Here is a 20,560-nt window from a genome sequence, read left to right as displayed (position 1 = left end):
AAAAGCCAACGCCGGCGGCGCCGCATGGATGCACGGGACAAGCCCGTGCATGACGATTGTCTCCCGCACCCGCGTCAGGCCAGGACCGTCGATCGGCCCTGGAGCGTTTCCCGGAAAAGACGACGCTCAGATCAGCGCGCGTGGAAAGACAACGCTTAGATCCGCGCCCGCGGATCGTGGCGGCCGAGGCGCGCGAGCAGATAGTCGATCTCGGCGCGCGCCGCATCCGTCAGGGCCGCGCCCGGCTTGCGCTGGGCGTCGGAGGCGATGAAGCCGCGCTTCATCATCACATATTTGCGGGTCGCAAGGCCCACGCCCTGCTGCTGTTCATAGCGCACCAGCGGCAGATGGGCGTCGAACAGATCGTGCGCCTCGTCCCGCTTGCCTTCCTTCTGCAGGCGCACCACGTCGCCCAGCATTTCGGGGAAGGCGTAGCCGGTCATCGCCCCGTCCGCGCCGCGCTCCATCTCGAAATCCAGGAACAGCGCGCCGTTGCCGGTGAGGATGGAGATCGGCCGCATGGAGCCTTCCGCCTGGAACTTGCGCAGGGTGGAGATCTTCTCCAGGCCCGGCCAGTCCTCATGCTTCAGCATCACGCAGGAGGGGTTCTCCTCGACGATCTGTCGGATCACCTTGGGCGTCATCTGCACCGTCAGCGTGAGCGGATAATCCTGGATCACGAACGGCACGTCGGTGCCGACGGCTTCCACCGCCTGGCGGTAATAGCCGGTGATCTGGTCGTCGGTGCGCAGGGCCGGCGGCGGGGCGATCATCACGCCGGCGGCACCCTTCTCCATCACCTGGCGGGCGAGCGAGCGCATGGCGGCGAAGCCCGGCGCGGAGACGCCGACGATCACCGGCAGCTTGCCGAAGCCGTCGATGAAGCGCGAGGTGATCGCGAGCGATTCCTCCGGCTCCAGCTTGGGCGCCTCGCCCATGATGCCGAGCACCGTAACGCCGGTCGCGCCGGCGGCGAGATAGCGCTCGATCAGCGTGTTGACCGAGCCCTCGTCAACGCGGCCGTCGGGGTGGAAGGGGGTCGGGGCGATGGGGAACAGGCCGGAGGCCGTTGCGTCCAGAAGCATGGCGATTACTCAGATGGAGGCGATCAGCCCGCCATCCACGCGGATGACGGAGCCGGTGAGATAGGAGGCGGGCGCGGAGGCGAGGAAGGCGACCACATTGCCGTATTCCTGTGGCTCGCCGTAGCGGCCCATGGGAATGGTGCCGGTGCTCTCGGTCGAGACCTGCTCCACGCTCTTGCCTTCGCGCTTGGCCTTCTGCTCGTCCAGGAACTTGATGCGGTCGGTGGCGATGCGGCCAGGCAGCACGATGTTCGCGGTGATGCCGTCGCGCGCCACTTCGCGGGCGAGCGTCTTGGACCAGCCCACCAGCGAGAGGCGCAGTGCGTTGGAAATGCCGAGATTGGGGATCGGCGCCACCACGCCCGAGGAGGTGGAGGTGACGATGCGGCCCCACTTCTTCGCCTTCATGCCGGGCAGGACCCGGTCGGTGAGGGCGATGACGGAGAGCACCATCTGCTGGAAGCTCTTGCTCCACAGCGCCGGGTCCTGGCCGGCGGCCGGGGTGGGCGGGGGACCGCCGGTGTTGTTCACCAGAATGTCCACGGAACCGAACTGCGCCTCGATGGCGGCGATCTGGGTTTCGATCAGGGAGAGATCGGCGAGATCCCAGGCCGGCAGGGCGAGGGCCGTGCCGCCGGCGTCCTTGATGGTGGCCGCAACACGCTCCAGCGCGCCCGCATCAATATCGCCGAGGGCCACTTTCGCCCCTTCGCGGGCGAGGGTGGCCGCGATGGCGCTGCCGAGGCCGCCGCCGGCGCCGAGCACCAGGGCGGTTTTATCCTTCAGTCCGAGATCCATGGAATGTCCTTTTATCGCCCGTTGAACGGGAAAGGGGTTAGCCGGCGATGCCGAGGCGCGCGGGCTGGGCGCCGGCGGCCACGCGTTTGAGATAATCCGCTTTGCTGGGATGCATGTGTTCCACGCACAATTGCGCCAGCGCCCAGGAATCGCGCCCGCGCAGAAGCTCGATCATGGTCTCGTGCTGCCGGCGGGAGACTTCAAGCCCTTCCCTGTCGGCGAGGTTCTTGGCGCGCATCGGCAGCGTCAGGCCCATGTAATCCTGGAGCGAACGCACCAGATACGGGTTGCCGCACGCCGAGAACAAAGCGATGTGGAACGCGTCGTTGGTTTCGTGGATCCCGCGCAGATCGCCCTGCGCCGCGAAGCGGGCATAATCGGCCTGGATCGCGCTCAGCCTGTCGATCAAGTCCTGGGGCGCCGGCAGGGCGATCATGAGCGCGGCCTGGCGGGTGAGCATCTCGCGCACTTCGTAGATCTGCTGCACTTCCTGTGCGGAATAGGAGCACACGGTCGCGCCCACATTCTTTTCCCGCCGCACGATGCCGGTGCGTTCCAGCTGCACGAGCGCCTGGCGGATGAAATGCCGGCTCGCGCCATAGCGCGCCATCAGCGTGTCCTCCACCAGGCGCGAGCCTGGAGAGAAACGGCCGAAAATGATGTCCTCCTCGATCTCGCGAACGATTTCCGCCTGGCTGGCATCGCGGCCGGCGGGCATCGTTCCTTCAGGTGTCGAGCTTTCCATCATCCCCGCATGTCCCGTTCAAAGCCGGACAGGCGATAGCAATCCTCCACCAGGCGCAAGGTTTCAAGATTGTCCTCAGGCGCGGTCTCGAACGGCGCACCGGTTTCGAGCCCAGCGATGAAATGCGCGATGGTGGCGCTGTAGGAGTCCCGGTAGCAGGCCGGCAGATCATAGACCTGCGTGGCGGGATTTTCCCCGAAGCAGGACAGGGTATCGCCGGCGAGGCGGATGGTGCCGGTCTCGCCCAGAATCTCCACCCAGTCGGATTGGGCCGGCGGGGCGCCGTGGACGGCAAAGCTTGCGAACACGCCGACGCCCGTACCGTCAGGGGTGCCAAGCTGGATCACCGCGCCGTCCTCGCCCGCCAGCACCGGGCAGGTGCGGGTCAAGGCGGCGGCCTCCACCTTCAGCGGGCCGAGCAGCATGCGCAGCGTGTCGAGATGATGGATCAGCACTTCCGCCACCAGCATGCGCTTTTCGTGGCGCATGAAGGGCTGGCGCACCAAGGCGGGATACTGGCCCTCGGCGTCGGGCACCGTGCCGCTGGTGGCGAGCGTGAGGCGGGCGGCCTTCACCTTGCCGATGCGCCCGTCCCGCAGCCATTGGGCGGCGTCGCGATAATAGGCGCGGAAGCGCCAGTTCTCATGCACCATCAGGCGCACGGAGCCGGCCACGTCCGCCACCAATTGCTCGGCTTCCGCGAGCGTCGGGGCAAGCGGCTTCTGGCACAGGATCGGCAGACCGCGCGCCGCGACGAGGCGCACCAATTCGGCATGGACCGCGCGCGGCGCCGCGATATCCACCGCGTCCAGCTCCGCGCCGTCCAGCATCGCCTCCGCGCTGGCGAAGACGGCGGGAATATCGAACTGCGCGGCCCGCTCGCCCGCCCGCTCAGGCGAGGGATCGGCAATGGCCACCACGCGTGCCCGCCCGGCCAGTTCGCGCCAGCCCACCATGTGATGCTGCGTGACCCAGCCGGCGCCGATCAGGCCGATGCGAAGCTCGCGGCTCATTGCAGGCCACGCGCCGCGGAAAGCGCGCCCTGCGAGGCGCGCTCGCCGGGGATCGCCCGGCCGGTCTCGGCATCGAACAGATAGACGGCGCTGGCGGCGAAGGCGAGGTCCACCTCGTCGCCGGGGCGCACCATCACGTGGCGCGGTAGGCGCGCGGTGCATTCGCCGAACGGGGTTTCCAGCACCACCAATGTCTCCGCGCCCAAAGGCTCGATGGCGAACGCCTTCCCGCGAATGCGGCCGCGCAGCCCCTCCCCCGCCGCGGCGGGGTCGAGATGCAGGTCTTCCGCGCGCACGCCGAACGTGATCTTGCGGTCGGCATAGGAGGCGAGCACCGCCGCGCTCCAGCGGACCAGAGGCGCGTGGAAGGGCCCCTCCTCGAGCAGGAAGCCATCCGCGCTGCGGCGCAGGGGCGCGGTGAACAGATTCATGGGCGGAGAGCCCAGGAAGCGGGCGACGAAGGTGTCGGCGGGCTCCCAATAGACCTCCAGCGGCGCGCCGATCTGCGCCACCTTGCCGCCGTTCATCACGCAGATGCGCGTGCCCATGGTCATGGCTTCCACCTGATCGTGGGTCACATAGATCATGGTGGAGCCGAGGCGGTGATGCTGCTTGATCAATTCGTTGCGGGTGTTCACGCGCAGCGCCGCGTCGAGGTTCGACAGCGGCTCGTCGAACAGGAACACCATGGGCTCGCGCACCATGGCGCGGCCGAGCGCCACGCGCTGGCGCTGGCCGCCGGAGAGCGCGCTGGGCTTGCGCGCCAAGAGCGCGCCGAGGCCGAGGATGTCGGCGGCTTCCTTCACGCGCCGCTCGATCTCCGCCGCGTTCACATTGCGGCGGCGCAGGCCGAAGGCGAGGTTTTCGCCCACGGTCATGTGCGGATAGAGCGCGTAGGACTGGAACACCATGGCGATGTCGCGATCCTTCGCGGCGACATTGTTCACCACCCGCCCGTCGATGGACAAGGTGCCCTCGCTGATGGTCTCAAGGCCCGCGACCATGCGCAGGGTGGTGGACTTGCCGCAGCCCGAAGGCCCGAGCAGAACCATGAACTCGCCGTCGCGAATGTGCAGGTCCACATGGTCCACGGCATACTGGCTGGAGCCGTAGCGCTTGCAGAGCTTGTCGAGAATGACGACCGACATTGCGCTTAACCTCTACTTGACCGCGCCGGCAGTCATGCCGCGGATGAGTTTTTCCGAGAAGAAGATGTAGGCGAGGATGACCGGGACCACCGAGATCATGACGCCCGCGGCGATCATGCCGATGTCCTGGAAATGATCGCCCATGAAGGCGCGGATGCCGATCGGCAGCGTGCGCTTGTCCGGGTCGGTGATGAGCACCACCGCGAACAGGAATTCGTTCCAGAGCTGGATGAAGTTCAAGATCAGCGTGGTCGCGATCGCCGGCATGCCGATGGGCAGGACGATGCGGCGGAAGATCTCGATGTCGCCATAGCCGTCCATCTTCGCGGCATCGAACAGGTCCTGCGGGATGCGGGCGAAGAAGCTCTCCAGCAGATACACAGTCAAGGGAAGCTGAAGCGAGATATAGACCAGGGTGAGCCCGAGCAGGCTGTTGTAGAGATTATAGTCCACCAGGATTTGGTAGAGCGAAATCAAGGTGATCTGCGGCGGGAAGATGATGGAGGAGAACAGCACCGCATAGATCAGGCGATTGCCCTTGAAGCGATAGCGCGCCAGCGCGTGGGCCGCCGCCGCGCCAACCAAAGTCACCACCGCCACGGCGCCGACCACGACCAAAGTGGAATTCCAGAAATAGGTGGCGAAATTGGAATCCACCCAGGCGATGCGGAACTGTTCCCAATGGAACGGGCTCGGCCAGGCGTAATGGTCGAGGCTGATCTCGCCGGTGGTGCGCACCGACATGGAGGCGAGCCACAGGAACGGGCCGAGCGTGTAGATCGTATAGGCGGCGATCACCAAGGCGAGGCCGCCGCGCGCGAACAGGCGCGGCAAGGGGGTGGCGCCGGGGTCGCGGGCGCCGAGCATGGAAAAGAGGGCCATGGGTCAGTATTCCAGCCGGTCCTTGGAGGCGAGCACCCGGTTCAGGATGACCACGGCGGCGCACACCACGCCGAACCACACCGTCGCGATGGCGGAGGGATAGCCGAGATCGAACGTGTTCCAGTTGAACGCCCGCTTGTAGACATAGGTCGAGACGGTCTCGGTGGCCCAGAGCGGGCCGCCGCCGGTCATGATCCAGACCAGATCGAAGATCTTCATCTTGCCGATGAAGGCGAGGATATAGAGGTTCAGCAGCGTCGGCCGCAGCATCGGCACGATCACGTGCCGCAGCTTGGCGCCCCAGCCGCAATTGTCGAGCTCGGCCGCCTCCAGCACCTCGCCGGGCAGCGAATGGATGGCGGCGAGGCACACCACCATGTTGAACCCGGCCCATTTCCAGGCATGGGTCACGATCAGCGCGCCGAGCGCGAGATTGGGATCGCCGAGCCAGGATTCGGCGAGCGCGCCGAGGCCCACCGCGCGCAGCAGCTCGTTGAGGATGCCCCAGTCGTAATTGTAGATCCACATCCACAGGATCGCGACGACCACATAGGACAGGAGCACGGGCGTGAACCACGCCACGCGCAGGAACCGGGCGAACGGGACGCCGGCATAGAGCGCCAGCGCCAGCAGCAGCCCGGTGGACACGTCCAGGACGGGAGCGATGAACGACCACACGAAGGTGTTGCGCACGGCGACCCAGAAGGTCTCGTCCGACATCAGCGCGCGGTAATTCTCGAGGCCGACGAAGGTCGCGTCGAGGCCCTCGATGGTGAAGAAGCTGTCATAGATGGTACGGAAGGCCGGATAGGCCGTCAGCCCCACGTAAATGGCCAGCGCCGGCACCAGGAAGATCACGAGCACGGGCCATGAGGTCCGCCGCGGGTCCGCCACCGAGCCGGGCGACTTGACGTCGTCCGGCCGGGCCGCGGTGGAAGTCATCGTCGCGTCCTGGGACATGCACCCTCACCCTTTGAAGCAGGCGGCGTTCATCTTGTCGGCGGCGTCCTGCACGCTGATGAGGCCGGCCGGGAAGGCGTTGTTCATCACCTGCGTATAGGTCTCCGCGCACTTGGCGCGATAATGGAACAGCGGGGTGCCGAAGAAATACTTCACACCCTTGTTGCGCGCGTTCAGCTCGGCGAAATAATCCGCGTGCGCGCTCTTGATCTTGCTGGGGTCGGAGGCAAGACCCGTCTGAAGCGAAACCTGCTCCATCCACTTGGTGCCGTTGTCACGGGTGGCCATGGACTTCAGCAAGGCGCCGGCGCAGTCCTTGTTCTTACTCTTGGAATACATCACGAAGCTGCCGGCGACGGCGAGCGTCTTGCACTCGGGGCACTTGCCGCCGTCCATGGCAGGGAACTGCATGATGCCGAGCGGGAAGTTCGCCGGCATGCCGCCGCTCTCCGGCGGGGCGAACGCGCGGCCGGTGAACCAGCTCGGGTCGGGGAAGGTGAGCGCGCCGGGGGTGTTGTAGAAATAGAAGTGGGATTCGCCGAGCTTCAGGGTGGAGAAGCTCTTGGGATAGGCGCCGGCATCCACCAGGCCCTTCACCCAGTCCATCACTTCGATGACGCGCGGATCCTTGTAGGAGAGCGTGCCGTCCAGCAGCTTGCCGTAATCCTCGGGGCCAAGCTTGCGCAGCAGCGCTTCATACAGCAGCAGGCCACCCGGGAACGGGCGATCGCCCACGCCCTGCGAGATCGGGGTGATGCCGGCGGCGACACCCTTCTTCACCAGATCGGCGAACTGGGCCTGGGTGAGCTGGAAATTGGCCGGCACGTCGACGCCGACCTTCTTCACCAGATCCTTGTTGTAATAGAGCTCGACCGTATAGGCCTCGACCGGGAGGCCGTAGACCTTGCCCTTGGCGGTCCAGGCGGGCTTGGCCCAGTCTTCGAGGCCGGCGAGGTCGATATAGCTGTCGAGCGGCTCCAGGAAGCCGCCGGCGAGGAATTCCGGCTGGTCCGGCTCAAGATAGAAGATGTCGGGCGCCTGCCCGGTGCGCACCGCAGACTTGGCCTGCGTATAGATATCCGCCTTGGGAATGAAGCTCAGCTTCACCGTGCACTGCGGATTGGCGGCCTCGAATTCCTTGACGCGGGCGGAGACCCAATCCTTCTTGGCCGGCTCATCGGGCCAATTGCTCCACATATTGACCTGCGCGGGCTCCGCCAGCGCCGGGCCCATGCATCCGATGCTCAAGGCCGCAGCCGCGACCGCACATCCAAACCGACCCCATCTCATAAGCATGTCCTCCCTAGGCTTGTTTTGCCGGGAAGTTGGACTGCCCGACGCAAGATTGTCAATAATAATTGGCGTTATCACGCATGATTCTTCAATCAATCGCTTATGCGCCTAAAATTATTGACAATATGGAAGCCCTGGATAGGGTGCCGTCGGGTCGGCGCGACGATCGGCCAACGGGAGAACGAGCATGGCCAAGGGGCTGCGCAAGGGATTGACGAGCTATGGGGACGAGGGATTTGCGCTGTTCCTGCGCAAGGCCTTCATCAAGGCGATGGGCTATTCGGACGATGCCCTCGACCGTCCGATCATCGGCATCACCAACACCTATAGCGACTACAATCCCTGCCACGGCAACGTGCCGGCGCTGGTGGAAGCGGTAAAACGCGGCGTCATGCTTGCGGGCGGCATGCCCATGGTGTTCCCCACCATCTCGATTCACGAGAGCTTCGCGCACCCCACCTCCATGTTCCTGCGCAATCTCATGGCCATGGACACGGAAGAGATGATCCGCGCCCAGCCCATGGACGCGGTGGTGGTGATCGGCGGCTGCGACAAGACCTTGCCGGCCCAGATCATGGGCGCGGTGAGCGTGGACCTGCCCACCGTGGTGGTCCCGGTCGGCCCCATGGTGGTCGGCCATCACAAGGGCGAGGTGCTCGGCGCCTGCACCGATTGCCGCCGCCTGTGGAGCGCCCATCGCGCCGGCGAGATCGACGCGGTGGAGATCGAAACCGTCAATTCCCGCCTCGCCCCCTCGGTCGGCACCTGCATGGTGATGGGCACGGCCTCCACCATGGCCTGCATTACCGAGGCCATGGGCCTGTCGCTGCCCATGAGCGCGACCATTCCCGCCCCGCACGCCGAGCGCATCCGCCTCGCCGAGGAGAGCGGCCGCGTGGCGGCCCAGATGGCGGTGACCGGCGGCCCGCGCCCGAGCGAGCTGCTCACCCCCACGGCGTTCCGCAACGCCGCCGTGGTGCTCCAGGCCATCGGCGGGTCCACCAACGGCATCATCCATCTCACCGCCATCGCCAACCGCACCAAATACGGCTTCGACCTCGACACGCTCGACGAGTTGGGCCGCACGGTGCCGGTGCTGGTGGATCTCAAGCCCTCCGGCGCGCACTACATGGAGCATTTCCATCACGCCGGCGGCCTGCCCAAGCTGTTGAAGCAATTGGGCGATTTGATCGATCTCGACGCCCCCACCCTCACCGGCGGCACGCTGCGCGACGTGGTGGCGCGCGCCGAGGAGGTGCCGGGGCAGGATGTGATCCGCTCGCGCGACAATCCCATCAAGGCCGAGGGCTCCATGGCGGTGCTCTACGGCAATCTCGCCCCCGGCGGCGCCATCATCAAGCAGGCGGCGGCGAGCGCGGCCCTGCTCCAGCACACCGGCCGGGCCGTCGTGTTCGAATCGGTGGAGGACATGGCCGCGCGCGTGGACGATCCCGACCTCGACGTGACGCCGCAGGATGTGCTGGTGCTGCGCAACACCGGCCCCAAGGGCGCGCCGGGCATGCCGGAAGCGGGCTATTTGCCGATCCCGAAAAAGCTCGCCCGCCAGGGCGTGAAGGACATGGTGCGCATTTCCGATGCGCGCATGAGCGGCACGGCCTTCGGCACCATCGTGCTGCACATGACGCCGGAATCCGCCGCCGGCGGCCCCCTCGGCCTGGTGAAGACCGGCGACAGCATTCGCCTGGATGTGCAGGGCCGGCGCATCGACCTTCTGGTGGATGAAGCCGAAATGGAAACCCGGCGCGCCGCCCTCGCCCTGGAGCCCGCCGCCGCCCTGCCAGAGCGCGGCTATGCGCGTCTGTTCGTCGACAGCGTGCTGCAGGCCGACGAAGGCTGCGACTTCGACTTCCTTCGGCGCGGCGGGGTCGGCGGCGCATGAGCCCGACGGAGGGGGCGGGGACGGGGGCGGAGCCGGCCTACGCCCCGCTCTGCCTGCCGCCGCGCGCGCCGACACGGGCGCCCGACTTCGCGTTGCCCGAAGGCACCTGCGACTGCCACATGCACATTTTCGGCCCAAGGGCCGACTATCCGCTGGCGGAGGCGCGCAATTACACGCCGCAGCTCTGCACGCTGGACGATTATCTCGCGATGATGGCGCACACGGGCATCGCCCGTGCGGTGCTGATCCAGCCGAGCGTGTACGGCACCGACAACCGCGCCCAGCTGGATGCCATGGCCCGCGCGCCGGAGCGTTTCCGGGCGGTGGTGGTGGTTTCGCCGGAAACCGAGGAGGCCGAGCTTGCGGCCCTGCATGCGCAGGGCGTGCGTGGCGTGCGCGTCAATGCCCGCAATCCCGGCGGCCTGAAGCTGGAGGACGTGCCCCGGCTCGCCGCCCGCATCGCCCCCTTGGGCTGGCACATCCAGCTGCAGACCTCGCTGGAGCGCTTGGCCGAGCTGGACGATCTGTTCGCTGCCGTGCCGGTGCCCCTGGTGGTGGACCATTTCGGCCTGCCGGACCCGCGGCTCGGCCCGTCGAGCGCGCCGTTCCGAAATCTGCTGCGCCTGCTGGAGAGCGGACCTCTGTGGCTGAAGCTCTCCGCCCCCTATCGCGCCAGCCGCCTCGGTGCGCCCTTCGACGATCTGCAGCCCCTGGTGGAAGCCCTCGTCGCCGCCCGGCCCGACCGCCTGCTCTGGGCCAGCGACTGGCCCCATTCCGAACTCTGGGACGCCATGCCCGACACGTCCGACCTGGTGGATCTCGCCGGCCGCTGGCTGCCCACCGACGCCCTGCGCCAGCAGGTGCTGGTGGACAACCCCGCCCGCCTCTATTGGGCCTGATCGGCAGCGCGGCGGTATCGACCGCTCGCTCGCGGTTCCGAAGCCCCGCCCCGGCCGTCTCGCCGGGATCGCCGGAATGCGGATTCATCTGCGGCGAACCTCGCCCGAAACGGCGGTTTGGTCCACGGAACAGCCTGCGAGGCGTGCTACGAAACCGCTGTTCGTCTGCGCTAAGTGTATGTTTCACGTGAAACATTTCCCCCTCGGCCCGGCCTTTGCGCGCCGTTCCGGCTTGTTCGGCCCGGCGTGGATGGCCGGTAGAAAGACAATCGCGGGCCCCCCGGCGTCAGGCACCGCGCCGCTGAATGTCGATCGGTCCTAAGGACCGGGGCCTGATCTCCGGCGTTTTCCCGCCCGCCGTGCGCGGAGCGAATTTCAACCGGCGGCCCGGCTGGGTTAAAGTGGAGCCATGACTCTTCCCGCCGAACGCCCCCGCTCCTTCACCCTTGCCGGCACCACCCTGCCCGCGGCGCGCCTCGCGCCCGGCCTGCATGTGGTGGCGACCCCCATCGGCAATCTCGGCGACATCACGGTGCGTGCGCTGGAAACACTCGCCGGCGCGGACGTCATCGCCTGCGAGGACACGCGCATGACGCGCCGCCTCACGGACCGCTACGGCATCGACGTGCCGCTGATTTCCTATCACGACCATAACGGCGCCTCCATGCGCCCGAAACTGCTGGCGCGGCTTGCCGGGGGGCAGGCGCTGGCGCTGGTGTCGGACGCCGGAACGCCGCTGATTTCCGATCCCGGATACAAGCTGGTGGTGGAGGTCGCCGAGGCCGGACATCGCATTTTCCCCCTGCCCGGCGCCTCCGCGCTCCTCGCGGCCTTGGTGGCGGCCGGCCTGCCGACAGACCGCTTCCTGTTCGACGGGTTTTTGCCGCCCAAGCCCGGCCAGCGGCGCAACCGCATCACCGAACTCTCGCGCATTCCCTCGACCCTGGTGCTGTACGAGACCGGCCCGCGCCTCGCCGAAAGCCTCGCCGATCTCGCCGAGATTCTGGGTCCGCGCCGCGCCGCCGTGTGCCGGGAACTCACCAAGGCGTTCGAGGAAGTGCGGCGCGGGCCGCTGCCCGAGCTGGCGGCCCAATATGCCGGCGAGCGCGACCCCAAGGGCGAGATCGTGCTGGTGGTGGGTCCACCGGTGGAGCAGGCGGCGCAGGATGACGACGTGGATGCTGCGCTTGCCCGTGCGCTGGCGGAGCATTCGCTGAAGGACGCGGTGGCCGCGGTCGCCGCCCTCACGGGCCGGCACAAGCGCGAGGTCTATGCCCGCGCCCTCGCTCTCTCCCAGGCCGGCGGAACGGCGGATGAAGCGCCCGACGAGGCATGACCGAACCGATCAAGATCAAGCGAGCGAAGGCGCCGCCGGCGGATACCCCCGCCCGCCGCAGGAAGCAGGCGGCCCACGCGCGCGGCCTCGCCGCCGAAGATCGCGCCGCCGCGCTGCTGGAAGCGCAGGGCTTTGCGATCCTCGCCCGCCGGGTGCGCACCGGCGCCGGCGAACTCGACATCGTGGCCCGCACCGCGAGCCTGCTGGTGTTCTGCGAAGTGAAGCTGCGGGCGGATCTCGCCCAGGCCGCGCACGCGGTCCTGCCGCGCCAAAGACGCCGCATCGCTGCCGCCGCAGAGGCTTATCTTGCCGCCAACCCCACGCTCGGGGGCCTCGACATGCGGTTCGACGCGATCCTGCTGGGCCTCGACGGCGCGGCGGAGCACCTGCCGGGCGCGTTCGACGCCGACGCGTAACGGGGCGCGCGTGACAGGGGGCGCTTGAGGGCGCGAGGCCTTATTGCAGGAAAGCCCGCAAGGTCGCGATCACCGGGGCGCGGCTCTGTGCCCAGAACAGGTGGCCGCCCTCGAAATAAGCACTCCAAGCAAAGGGGATGCGCTGCGCCACCGCCTGCGCATTGGCGGGCGGCAAGACCTTGTCCGCGCGCCCGCCCATCACCAGGGTCGGCGCGGCAATGGCGGGCAGCGCGTCATAATTGGCATCGGAGGCGGAGAACTGGCGCAGCGCCTCCAGTTGGCGCGTGCCGGTCTCCTCCGAACAGGCCGGCGCCGCCGGGATCGTCCCGGCCTTGCGGCCGGCGACCGCGCGCAGAACCAAAGCGCGGCCAGCTTCCTGGCCGGCCGGGTCCTCGGGGAAAAACAGCGCCAGCACCTGCGGCAGCGCGAGCGTGTGGTGGGCGATCGCCTCCAGCACCCCCGTCGGGGGCGGCACCTCGTGGCTGCCGCCCGGGCTCGGCGCCAGCAGCACCAGCGAGCGCAGGATCTCCGGATGGCGGATCGCCATCTGGCTCGCGATCATCGCGCCCATGGAATAGCCGAGCACATCCACCTTGTCATAGCCGAGGGCCGTCACCAGCCCGGCGGCATCATCCGCCATCTGCGCGATGCTGGTGTGGTTCTGCGCCGTGTCCGAGGAGAAGCCGCAGCCGCGATTGTCGATGACGATCAGCGTGCGGTCGTGGGAAAGCGCTTCCAGCAAAGCGGGGTCCCAATCGGCCATGGTGGCGCCGAGGCCCATGATCATCACCAGGGGCGCGCCATTCCCGCGGGCATAATAGCCCATCTCGATCTCGCCGACCTTCACCCGCTCGATACGCGGCTGGAAGACGGGCTCCGCCTGGAACGGAGCTGCGGGTTCCGGCGCACCCTGAGCGAACACCGGGCCGCTCGAAAGAAGCATGCATAAGGCGGCCAGCGCCGCGCCCGTTCGCCGGATCATCCTGTCCCCCTCGCCCACCGCAACGGGCGCACGGGTGCGGAAAATCCGCGTCCGGGTCAAGAGTGGCACCGCGCCGGTCTGGCGGCAAGGCGGGTGCGCCTATAGATAAGGCTCGACACGCCTTTGCCGGGCGCCCCGCCGGAGATTTCCATGGCCCTTCAGGTCGCGGTCCAGATGGACCATATCGCCCGCATCAATATTGCTGGCGATTCCACATTCGCGCTTCTGCTCGAAGCCCAGAAGCGCGGCCACGCGCTGGTGCATTACACCCCCGACCAACTCGCCATGCGCGACGGCAAGGTGTTCGCCACCGTCGAGCCGCTCACCGTCGCCGACGAGGCGGGCAAGCATTTCACCCTGGGCGAGAAGCGGCGCGTGCCGCTGACCGATTACGACGTGGTGCTGCTGCGCCAGGACCCGCCGTTCGATATGGCCTATGTGACCTCCACCCATATGCTGGAGCGCATCCACCCCAAGACACTGGTGGTGAACGACCCGGCCCAGGTGCGCAACGCGCCGGAGAAAATCTTCGTCACCGATTTTCCGGACCTGATGCCGCCCACCCTGATCACCCGCGACCTCGACGAGATCAAGGCCTTCCGGGCCGAGTTCGGCGACGTGGTGATGAAGCCGCTCTATGGCCATGGCGGCGGCGCGGTTTTCCGCCTCACCGCCGACGACCTGAACTTCGGCTCGCTCTATGATTTCTTCGCCGTCACCTTCCGCGAACCCTGGGTGATCCAGCGCTTCCTGCCCGAGGTGAAGCACGGCGACAAGCGCATCATCCTGGTGGATGGGGAAGCCGCCGGCGCGGTGAACCGGGTGCCGAGCGAGGGGGATCTGCGGTCCAACATGGTGCGCGGCGGCGCGGCAAAGCCCACCGACCTCACCGACCGCGAGCAGGAAATCTGCAAGCGCATCGGCCCGGAACTGCGCGCGCGCGGCCTGCTGTTCGTGGGCATCGACGTGATCGACGGCAATCTGACCGAGATCAACGTCACCTCCCCCACCGGGCTTCGGGCCATCAAGCGGCTCGGCGGCCCCGATATCGCCGCGCAGATCTGGGACAAGATCGAGGAAAAGCGGGGCGCCTGAGCGCCCTCGCCATCCACTTAGCCGAGGTGCCGCCATGCCCCAGCCCTTGACCGTCTCCATTCCCCACAAGCTCGGCAAGGCGGAGGCGACCCGCCGCCTCCAGGGCGGGCTGACCAGCGTGCGGGCGAAGTTCGGCGACAAATTGCAGGTGATGGAAGAGACCTGGACCGATTCCCACCTGCAATTCCGCGTCGGCGTGCTCGGCCAAACGGCCCACGGCACGCTGGACGTGGCCGACACCGCCGTCCATCTCTCCGTGGAATTGCCCTGGCTGCTGCACCTGATGGCGGAAAAGGCCAAGGCGCTGATCCAGAAGCAGGGCAACCTGATGCTGGGCCAGAAGAAATAGAATTCAGACCGGCGCGAACAGAAGCGTGGCCGTATCGAAGGTGAAGCTGCCGTCGGCCTCGATCTCGAAATGGGCACGCACATCGCGCGTGGCCAGTTCTTCAAGCGAACGGATCGCCGCCACATGCAGGTCGGGCGTGTTGATGCGGGCGACCCAGGACGAGAACTCCATCCGCAGCCGCCCTTCGGTGATCGACTGGCACGCCAGCCCCGCCGCCTGCGCGCGCTCCACCCATTCGCTGACCGCGAAGTCACGGGCGTGGGAGGGATCGCGCAGAAGCTCGATGGTCTGCAGGAACGTATCCAGCACATCGCTCGGCGGCGCCACCACGTCCATGAAGATGGCCCGCCCGTTCGGCTTCAGCACCCGGCGCGCCTGCGCGAGCCCCGCCGAGAGATCGCGCCAATGGTGGGCACTGAAGCGCGAGACCACGAAATCGAAAGTGGCGTCGGGGAACGGCAATTCCTCCGCCACGCCCCAGGCGGTCTCGATATTGGAAAGGCCGCGCCGCTGCGCCTCGCCCGCAACCGCCTCCAGCATGCGGTCCGACAGGTCATAGGCCAACACCTGCGCCACGTGGGGCGCCACGGTGAAGCTCACATGGCCGCCGCCGCACCCAAGATCCAGCACCCGCGCCGCGCCGCGGCCCGCCATCATCTGCGCAAGGGCATCGAGATCCGCGCCTTTGGCGTGGACCGCACTCGCGACATAGGCGGCGGCCTGGGGGCTGAACTGGGCGGAGACGAGGCGCTCGTGGTCGCCGTCTTTCAGGTCGGTCATGGTCATGGGGCAAGGCTTTTGGTTGCGCGAGGGATCGCGGAAGGAACGCGGCGTGCGCATGTCCCTCATCGCACCATAGCAATGATGCAGACCAGAGCAAATGCAACCAACAGGCCGCGGACGCAGACCGGAGTTGCGCTCCGCAACGGTCTGCGACCAAACGGAAGGACATGCTCCGTGCCGCCGAGGCTGCCCCACTCGGCCCAGCCGAGGCGTGGGGATGGCGCGCCCGCCCGTGGCTTTCCGCCGCGAGCGGCGGCCGGGGAGATGGGCTGAATATGGGTCATGGATCGACCTCCGGTCCGGCAGGATAATGATCGCAACGGCCGGCGTTCACCCCAACAGGGCGTGGAACGCGAAGGCCAATACCAGCAGCGGCACGAGGCAGGCCGCCTTCAGCGCCATGCGGGCGAGCGGGCCGGGCCGGCTGCGGCCCCAGGCCGGCTGCGGCGGCAGCGGGCGAGCGCGCGGAAAGGGGGAGGTGGCGGGGGAGAAATAATAAGAGTGGGTCATGATCGGTCCTCACGGCCGCCTTTATGGCGCCGCAGGCCGTAAGGGCGCGATTGGGAACCTGCGGCCCTACCATAAAGGGCGCATAAGGGCGCATGTTCCCAATATGTTCTTGTGCCTGCGGGCGGCCTCCACTACCTTGGGTGGCACTGGCAAGCCGGGGGGCTGAAGCGTGATCCAGCGTGTGGCGACCGTGGCGTTCGAGGGCGTGGACGCACGGCCGGTGGATGTGCAGGTGCATGTGGCGCCGGGCCTGCCGGCCTTCACCATCGTCGGCCTGCCCGACAAGGCGGTGACGGAAGCCAAGGAGCGCGTGCGCGCCGCCCTGATCGCCTCCGGGCTCGCCCTGCCCGCGCGGCGCATCACCATCAATCTCGCCCCCGCCGACCTGCCGAAGGAAGGCTCCCATTATGATCTGCCCATCGCGCTGGGGCTGATGGCGGCGATCGGCGCCATTCCCGGCGATGCGCTCGCCGGCTTCACTGTGGTGGGCGAACTTGGGCTGGACGGCTCCATCGCCGCCGTCGCGGGCGTGCTGCCGGCGGCGATCGGCGCCAATGCGCGCGGCCACGGGCTCATCTGTCCCGGCGCCTGCGGCGCGGAAGCCGCCTGGGCCAGCCCCGACATGGAGATTCTCGCCCCCATCTCGCTGATCCAACTGGCGAACCATGTCACGGGCCGGCAGATCCTCGCCCGGCCGGATCCGCGCCTGCGCCCGCCCGCAGGGTCGAACCTCGACCTCAGGGACGTGAAGGGCCAGGAAACCGCCAAGCGCGCGCTGGAGGTGGCGGCCGCCGGCGGTCACAATCTGCTGTATGTGGGCCCGCCCGGCGCCGGCAAATCCATGCTCGCCCAGCGCCTGCCCTCCATCCTGCCGCCGCTCTCGCCGGCCGAGATGCTGGACGTCTCCATGGTCGCGTCGGTGGCGGGGGCGATCCAGGACGGCGCCCTGGTGGACCGCCGCCCGTTCCGCGCTCCGCACCATTCCGCCAGCATGGCGGCAATGGTGGGCGGCGGGGCCAAGGCAAAGCCGGGCGAGGTCTCGCTCGCCCATCATGGCGTGCTGTTCCTGGACGAATTGCCGGAATTCTCGCCCCAAGTGCTGGATTCCCTGCGCCAGCCGCTCGAAACAGGCGACGTGCTGATCGCCCGCGCCAATCACCGCGTGACCTATCCGGCGCGGTTCCAATTGATTGCCGCCATGAACCCGTGCCGCTGCGGCCATGCGGGCGAGCCCGGCTTCACCTGCAAGCGCGGGCCGCGCTGCAAGGAGGATTACCAGGCGCGCCTCTCCGGCCCGTTCCTCGACCGCATCGACCTGTATCTGGATGTGCCGGCCGTGACCGCTGCCGATCTCGTGCTGCCCGCCCCGGCGGAGGGCTCGCGGGAGGTGGCGTCACGGGTCGCCGCCGCGCGCGCCCTTCAAGTCGAGCGTTACGCCGCGCTGGACCGGCCGGACATCCGCACCAATGCCCAGGCCTCCGGCCCGCTTCTGGAGGTGGTGGCCGCGCCAGATGCCGGCGGGCTCGCTTTGCTGCGCGATGCCACCAGCGCCATGAACCTCTCAGCGCGCGGCTACCACCGGGTGCTCAAGGTGGCCCGCACCCTCGCCGATCTCGACGGGGCGGAAAGCCTTGGCCGCCGGCATCTCGCGGAGGCGCTGGCCTATCGCGCCCTGGCCGACCGCGCGCAGGCGGCGGCCTGAACCGCCGCCGCTTGTGTTTCACTTCTGCCTTCGCCGGTTACTTCTTCGCCGGCCATTGCCTCGCAGACCATTGCCTCGCAGACCATTGCCCGGCGCAGGGCAGCGCGGCGATGCTACATGGCGTTGATGGCAAGGCCTTCATAATAGGTGATCTGGCACAGGTCGCCCAGTTCCACCTTCTGCAGATCGGCCAGCACCTGGGGGTTGGCCGCCTTGACGGTGCGCACCACGCCGTCCAGCCCTTCGAAGCTGATGGTGCCGTTGGTCTTGTCGATATTGACCAGGATGGAGGTGATGGTGATCTCCCGGAAGCCGTAATCCTCCGGCCAGCCCGGAAGCCCGTCCTTCAGCACCACTTCGGATACCGCAACGCCGGGCGTGCCCTGATGGGCCTTGCCGAGCGCGGTGACCAGGCCGGGCAGCACGCGGATCAACAGCTTGCGGCTGTTGGCGAGCTGCATCACGTCGCCCAGCAGCGGCGGGGCGATCACAGACCAGCGCTTGCCGTTCGGCGTCTCGAGCACCACACGGCGGGTGGCCGGATCGGCGGAAACGAAGCGCGCCTGATAGCTCAGCACGTTCATGGCGCCGACACCGGGCACGGTGATGACGGTCACGGCGGCGGGGGTGGGCAGGGTCTGGGCCTGGGCCAAGCCCGAAAACGCCATGCTGAGCGCCAGCGCGCCGCCGGCCGCGCGCGACAGAAACCGAACTTTAGACATGATGCCCCCCGAATCCCGATTGCCCTACGGCATCCCGCGCTAGCATGCGCCCCCCGCGCCCGCAATGCGCCACCACCGTCATATGACAGGACCGGGGTGTCACAATCGGCCATTGTCACATAGCCGTAGGAAAACTATGGTGAATGTGATGGTCACGCGGGATGAACGCGCACGATGCGCGCGCCCGGTTTCGAGCTCGTCTGGGACGGCGCGCGGCATCCCATAGAACCGCCGTGTCCAGCGGCGGCCCGAGGAGGGGGTCGTTGCATGAAACGCCAAGATCCGTCCGGTACCAGTCTCGACCCGCAGCCCTTCAGCTGGCCGGCTCTGGTGGGCCGCGGCATTGACGTGGCCAAGGAAGGCTTCGCCAAATTTCCCGGCGCCAAGTTCGGCGCGCCCCTGTTTGCGCCCCCCGTGCTGCGCGCGGACGGCAAGCCGGCGCTGAACGGCCCGCAGAAGCTGGTCTCCGATTTCCGCGCCTATTCCGGCATCCGCCACCGCGAGGCCGTGCCGTTCGGCGAGCCGGTGGTGCTCGGCCGCCTCGGGCCGCTGGAAGTGCGGCTCGCCCGCACCGCGCGCGACGTGCGCCGCGCCCAGCGCCTGCGCTATAAGGTCTTCTACGAGGAAATGTCCGCCGTGCCCGACGCCGCGGCGCGGCTCGCCCGGCGCGACGTGGATGCGTTCGACTCCATTTGCGACCACATGCTGGTGCTGGATTACGAAGCCGGAAAGATGGTGCTGGGCCGGCGCAAGCCCAAGGTCGTAGGCACCTATCGCCTCCTGAAGCAGGATGTGGCGGACCGCCATGGCGGCTTCTACACCCAGGGCGAGTTCGACGTGAACCGCATCGTCGCCGCGCATCCCGGCCTCAAGTTCCTGGAGCTGGGGCGGTCCTGCGTGCTCAAGCCGTACCGCAACAAGCGCACGGTGGAGCTGCTGTGGCACGGGGTGTGGGCCTATATCCTGCGCAACAATATCGACGTGATGATCGGCTGCGCGAGCCTGGAGGGCACCGACCCCGAGGCGCTGGCGCTCCAGCTCTCGTTCCTGCATCACAATGCGTTGGCGCCGGAGGAATGGCGCGCCCGCGCGCTCGACAAGCGCTATGTGCCGATGGATCGCATCCCCAAGGATGAGATCAACATGAAGGCGGCGCTGCATGCCCTGCCGCCTTTGGTAAAGGGCTATCTGCGCCTCGGCGGCTTCGTCGGCGACGGCGCGGTGGTGGACCACCAGTTCGGCACCACCGACGTGCTCGTGGTGCTGCCGCGCTCCATCATCAGCGCCCGCTATGTTGAGCATTTCGGCCCGACCGCGAACCGCCACGCCATCTGAGCCCGGCCGCGCCGGACACACCGGCGCGACCTGCATCCCCTGTTGGGCGCACCGGCGCGGCATCCGCATGGACCGGCGGGGCGAATCCGCGCACAGCTGTCGCGCGGCGCGGCTTTCTGCCATAGCTGGGGCCTGCCGGCCGGCTGTCGGAGCCGTGCAGCGTTCCGCGCGTCCGGGCTTAGCCATGATCGAGATCACCCCCCGCATCGCCATTTCCGAGGATGAGATCGAACTCGCCTTCGTGCGCGCATCGGGTCCCGGCGGGCAGAATGTCAACAAGGTGTCGAGCGCGGTACAGTTGCGCTTCAACGCCTTCGCCTCGCCGAACCTGCCCGATGGGGTGAAGCATCGCCTCATCCGCATCGCCGGCAAGCGCATGACGCAGGACGGCGTCGTCATCATCCAGGCGCAGCGCCACCGCACCCAGGAGCGCAACCGCGCCGATGCGCTCGAACGCCTGGTGGAGATGATTCGCGAGGCGACCTATGTCGCCCCGATCCGCCGGCCCACGCGCCCAACCCTCGGCTCGAAGGAACGGCGCTTGGAGGCGAAGGAGCGGCGCGGCGTGGTGAAGACCCTGCGCCAGAACAAGCCACAGGCGGACTGA

Annotated in this window: 21 protein-coding genes; 9 read left to right on the top strand and 12 right to left on the bottom strand. The window is 67.8% G+C overall.

Annotation, left to right across the window (positions count from 1 at the left end; all coding sequences use genetic code 11):
* Positions 1-155: 155 nt before the first annotated feature.
* The 8 genes from V5F78_RS01265 to V5F78_RS01230 are packed head-to-tail and all read right to left on the bottom strand — an operon-like array spanning position 156 to position 7,879.
* Positions 156-1,085: a dihydrodipicolinate synthase family protein gene (locus V5F78_RS01265; protein WP_394068722.1), complete on the bottom strand. Its 930-nt coding sequence runs from the start codon at positions 1,083-1,085 to the stop codon at positions 156-158.
* A gap of 9 nt (positions 1,086-1,094) precedes the next feature.
* Positions 1,095-1,883, bottom strand: coding sequence for an SDR family oxidoreductase (locus V5F78_RS01260; protein ID WP_394068721.1), 789 nt, complete (start codon positions 1,881-1,883; stop codon positions 1,095-1,097).
* 37 nt (positions 1,884-1,920) lie between these two features.
* Positions 1,921-2,601, bottom strand: coding sequence for a GntR family transcriptional regulator (locus V5F78_RS01255; protein WP_394068719.1), 681 nt, complete (start codon positions 2,599-2,601; stop codon positions 1,921-1,923).
* A 26-nt stretch (positions 2,602-2,627) separates the two neighbouring features.
* Positions 2,628-3,641, bottom strand: a complete 1,014-nt coding sequence (locus tag V5F78_RS01250; protein ID WP_394068717.1) for a Gfo/Idh/MocA family protein — start codon at positions 3,639-3,641, stop codon at positions 2,628-2,630.
* Positions 3,638-4,789, bottom strand: a complete 1,152-nt coding sequence (locus V5F78_RS01245; protein ID WP_394068715.1) for an ABC transporter ATP-binding protein — start codon at positions 4,787-4,789, stop codon at positions 3,638-3,640. The genes V5F78_RS01250 and V5F78_RS01245 overlap by 4 nt, the downstream gene beginning before the upstream one ends.
* Before the next feature lie 12 nt (positions 4,790-4,801).
* The gene (locus tag V5F78_RS01240) at positions 4,802-5,671 is read right to left on the bottom strand and encodes a carbohydrate ABC transporter permease (RefSeq protein WP_394068713.1); all 870 of its coding nucleotides are present in this window, start codon (positions 5,669-5,671) and stop codon (positions 4,802-4,804) included.
* 3 nt (positions 5,672-5,674) lie between these two features.
* Entirely contained in the window at positions 5,675-6,613 is a 939-nt protein-coding gene (locus V5F78_RS01235) for a carbohydrate ABC transporter permease (protein WP_394068711.1), read from the bottom strand.
* Positions 6,614-6,637: 24 nt separating this feature from the next.
* Entirely contained in the window at positions 6,638-7,879 is a 1,242-nt protein-coding gene (locus tag V5F78_RS01230) for an ABC transporter substrate-binding protein (RefSeq protein WP_394068709.1), read from the bottom strand.
* A 232-nt stretch (positions 7,880-8,111) separates the two neighbouring features.
* Between V5F78_RS01230 and V5F78_RS01225 the strand changes: the two genes are divergently transcribed.
* From V5F78_RS01225 to V5F78_RS01210, 4 genes are all read left to right on the top strand, one after another.
* Entirely contained in the window at positions 8,112-9,824 is a 1,713-nt protein-coding gene (locus V5F78_RS01225) for an IlvD/Edd family dehydratase (protein ID WP_394068708.1), read from the top strand.
* Positions 9,821-10,723, top strand: coding sequence for an amidohydrolase family protein (locus tag V5F78_RS01220; RefSeq protein ID WP_394068707.1), 903 nt, complete (start codon positions 9,821-9,823; stop codon positions 10,721-10,723). Before V5F78_RS01225 ends, V5F78_RS01220 begins: the two co-directional genes overlap by 4 nt.
* 409 nt (positions 10,724-11,132) lie before the next feature.
* Positions 11,133-12,059 (top strand): 16S rRNA (cytidine(1402)-2'-O)-methyltransferase, encoded by a 927-nt coding sequence (rsmI, locus tag V5F78_RS01215; protein ID WP_394068706.1) that lies wholly within the window; start codon positions 11,133-11,135, stop codon positions 12,057-12,059.
* Positions 12,056-12,475 (top strand): YraN family protein, encoded by a 420-nt coding sequence (locus V5F78_RS01210; RefSeq protein ID WP_394068704.1) that lies wholly within the window; start codon positions 12,056-12,058, stop codon positions 12,473-12,475. The genes rsmI and V5F78_RS01210 overlap by 4 nt, the downstream gene beginning before the upstream one ends.
* Before the next feature lie 40 nt (positions 12,476-12,515).
* Here the strand turns inward: V5F78_RS01210 and V5F78_RS01205 are convergent, their stop codons facing one another.
* Entirely contained in the window at positions 12,516-13,457 is a 942-nt protein-coding gene (locus tag V5F78_RS01205) for an alpha/beta fold hydrolase (RefSeq protein ID WP_394068703.1), read from the bottom strand.
* Positions 13,458-13,607: 150 nt separating this feature from the next.
* On the opposite strand from V5F78_RS01205, the gene gshB reads away from it, so the two are divergent.
* On the top strand, positions 13,608-14,552 hold the full coding sequence (gene gshB, locus V5F78_RS01200) for a glutathione synthase (protein ID WP_394068701.1): 945 nt from the start codon (positions 13,608-13,610) through the stop codon (positions 14,550-14,552).
* A 34-nt stretch (positions 14,553-14,586) separates the two neighbouring features.
* The gene (locus tag V5F78_RS01195; protein ID WP_394068699.1) at positions 14,587-14,901 is read left to right on the top strand and encodes a polyhydroxyalkanoic acid system family protein; all 315 of its coding nucleotides are present in this window, start codon (positions 14,587-14,589) and stop codon (positions 14,899-14,901) included.
* Between the two features lie 3 nt (positions 14,902-14,904).
* Here the strand turns inward: V5F78_RS01195 and V5F78_RS01190 are convergent, their stop codons facing one another.
* Both V5F78_RS01190 and V5F78_RS01185 read right to left on the bottom strand, forming a co-directional pair.
* Positions 14,905-15,687 (bottom strand): class I SAM-dependent methyltransferase, encoded by a 783-nt coding sequence (locus V5F78_RS01190; protein WP_394068698.1) that lies wholly within the window; start codon positions 15,685-15,687, stop codon positions 14,905-14,907.
* Positions 15,688-16,014: 327 nt separating this feature from the next.
* Positions 16,015-16,194, bottom strand: coding sequence for a hypothetical protein (locus V5F78_RS01185; protein WP_394068696.1), 180 nt, complete (start codon positions 16,192-16,194; stop codon positions 16,015-16,017).
* A 169-nt stretch (positions 16,195-16,363) separates the two neighbouring features.
* Between V5F78_RS01185 and V5F78_RS01180 the strand changes: the two genes are divergently transcribed.
* Complete coding sequence (locus V5F78_RS01180; protein ID WP_394068695.1) at positions 16,364-17,896, top strand: YifB family Mg chelatase-like AAA ATPase; 1,533 nt, start codon at positions 16,364-16,366, stop codon at positions 17,894-17,896.
* Positions 17,897-18,009: 113 nt separating this feature from the next.
* On the opposite strand, the gene V5F78_RS01175 is transcribed toward V5F78_RS01180, so the two are convergent.
* Positions 18,010-18,618 (bottom strand): hypothetical protein, encoded by a 609-nt coding sequence (locus V5F78_RS01175; RefSeq protein ID WP_394068694.1) that lies wholly within the window; start codon positions 18,616-18,618, stop codon positions 18,010-18,012.
* Between the two features lie 267 nt (positions 18,619-18,885).
* Between V5F78_RS01175 and olsB the strand changes: the two genes are divergently transcribed.
* Both olsB and arfB read left to right on the top strand, forming a co-directional pair.
* Entirely contained in the window at positions 18,886-19,953 is a 1,068-nt protein-coding gene (gene olsB, locus V5F78_RS01170; RefSeq protein ID WP_394068692.1) for a l-ornithine N(alpha)-acyltransferase, read from the top strand.
* A 184-nt stretch (positions 19,954-20,137) separates the two neighbouring features.
* Positions 20,138-20,560 (top strand): alternative ribosome rescue aminoacyl-tRNA hydrolase ArfB, encoded by a 423-nt coding sequence (gene arfB, locus V5F78_RS01165; protein WP_394041846.1) that lies wholly within the window; start codon positions 20,138-20,140, stop codon positions 20,558-20,560.

The organism is Roseixanthobacter glucoisosaccharinicivorans (assembly GCF_043195095.2).
GTDB lineage: Bacteria > Pseudomonadota > Alphaproteobacteria > Rhizobiales > Xanthobacteraceae > NCEH01.
This window is presented reverse-complemented; position numbering and strand designations above follow the sequence as displayed.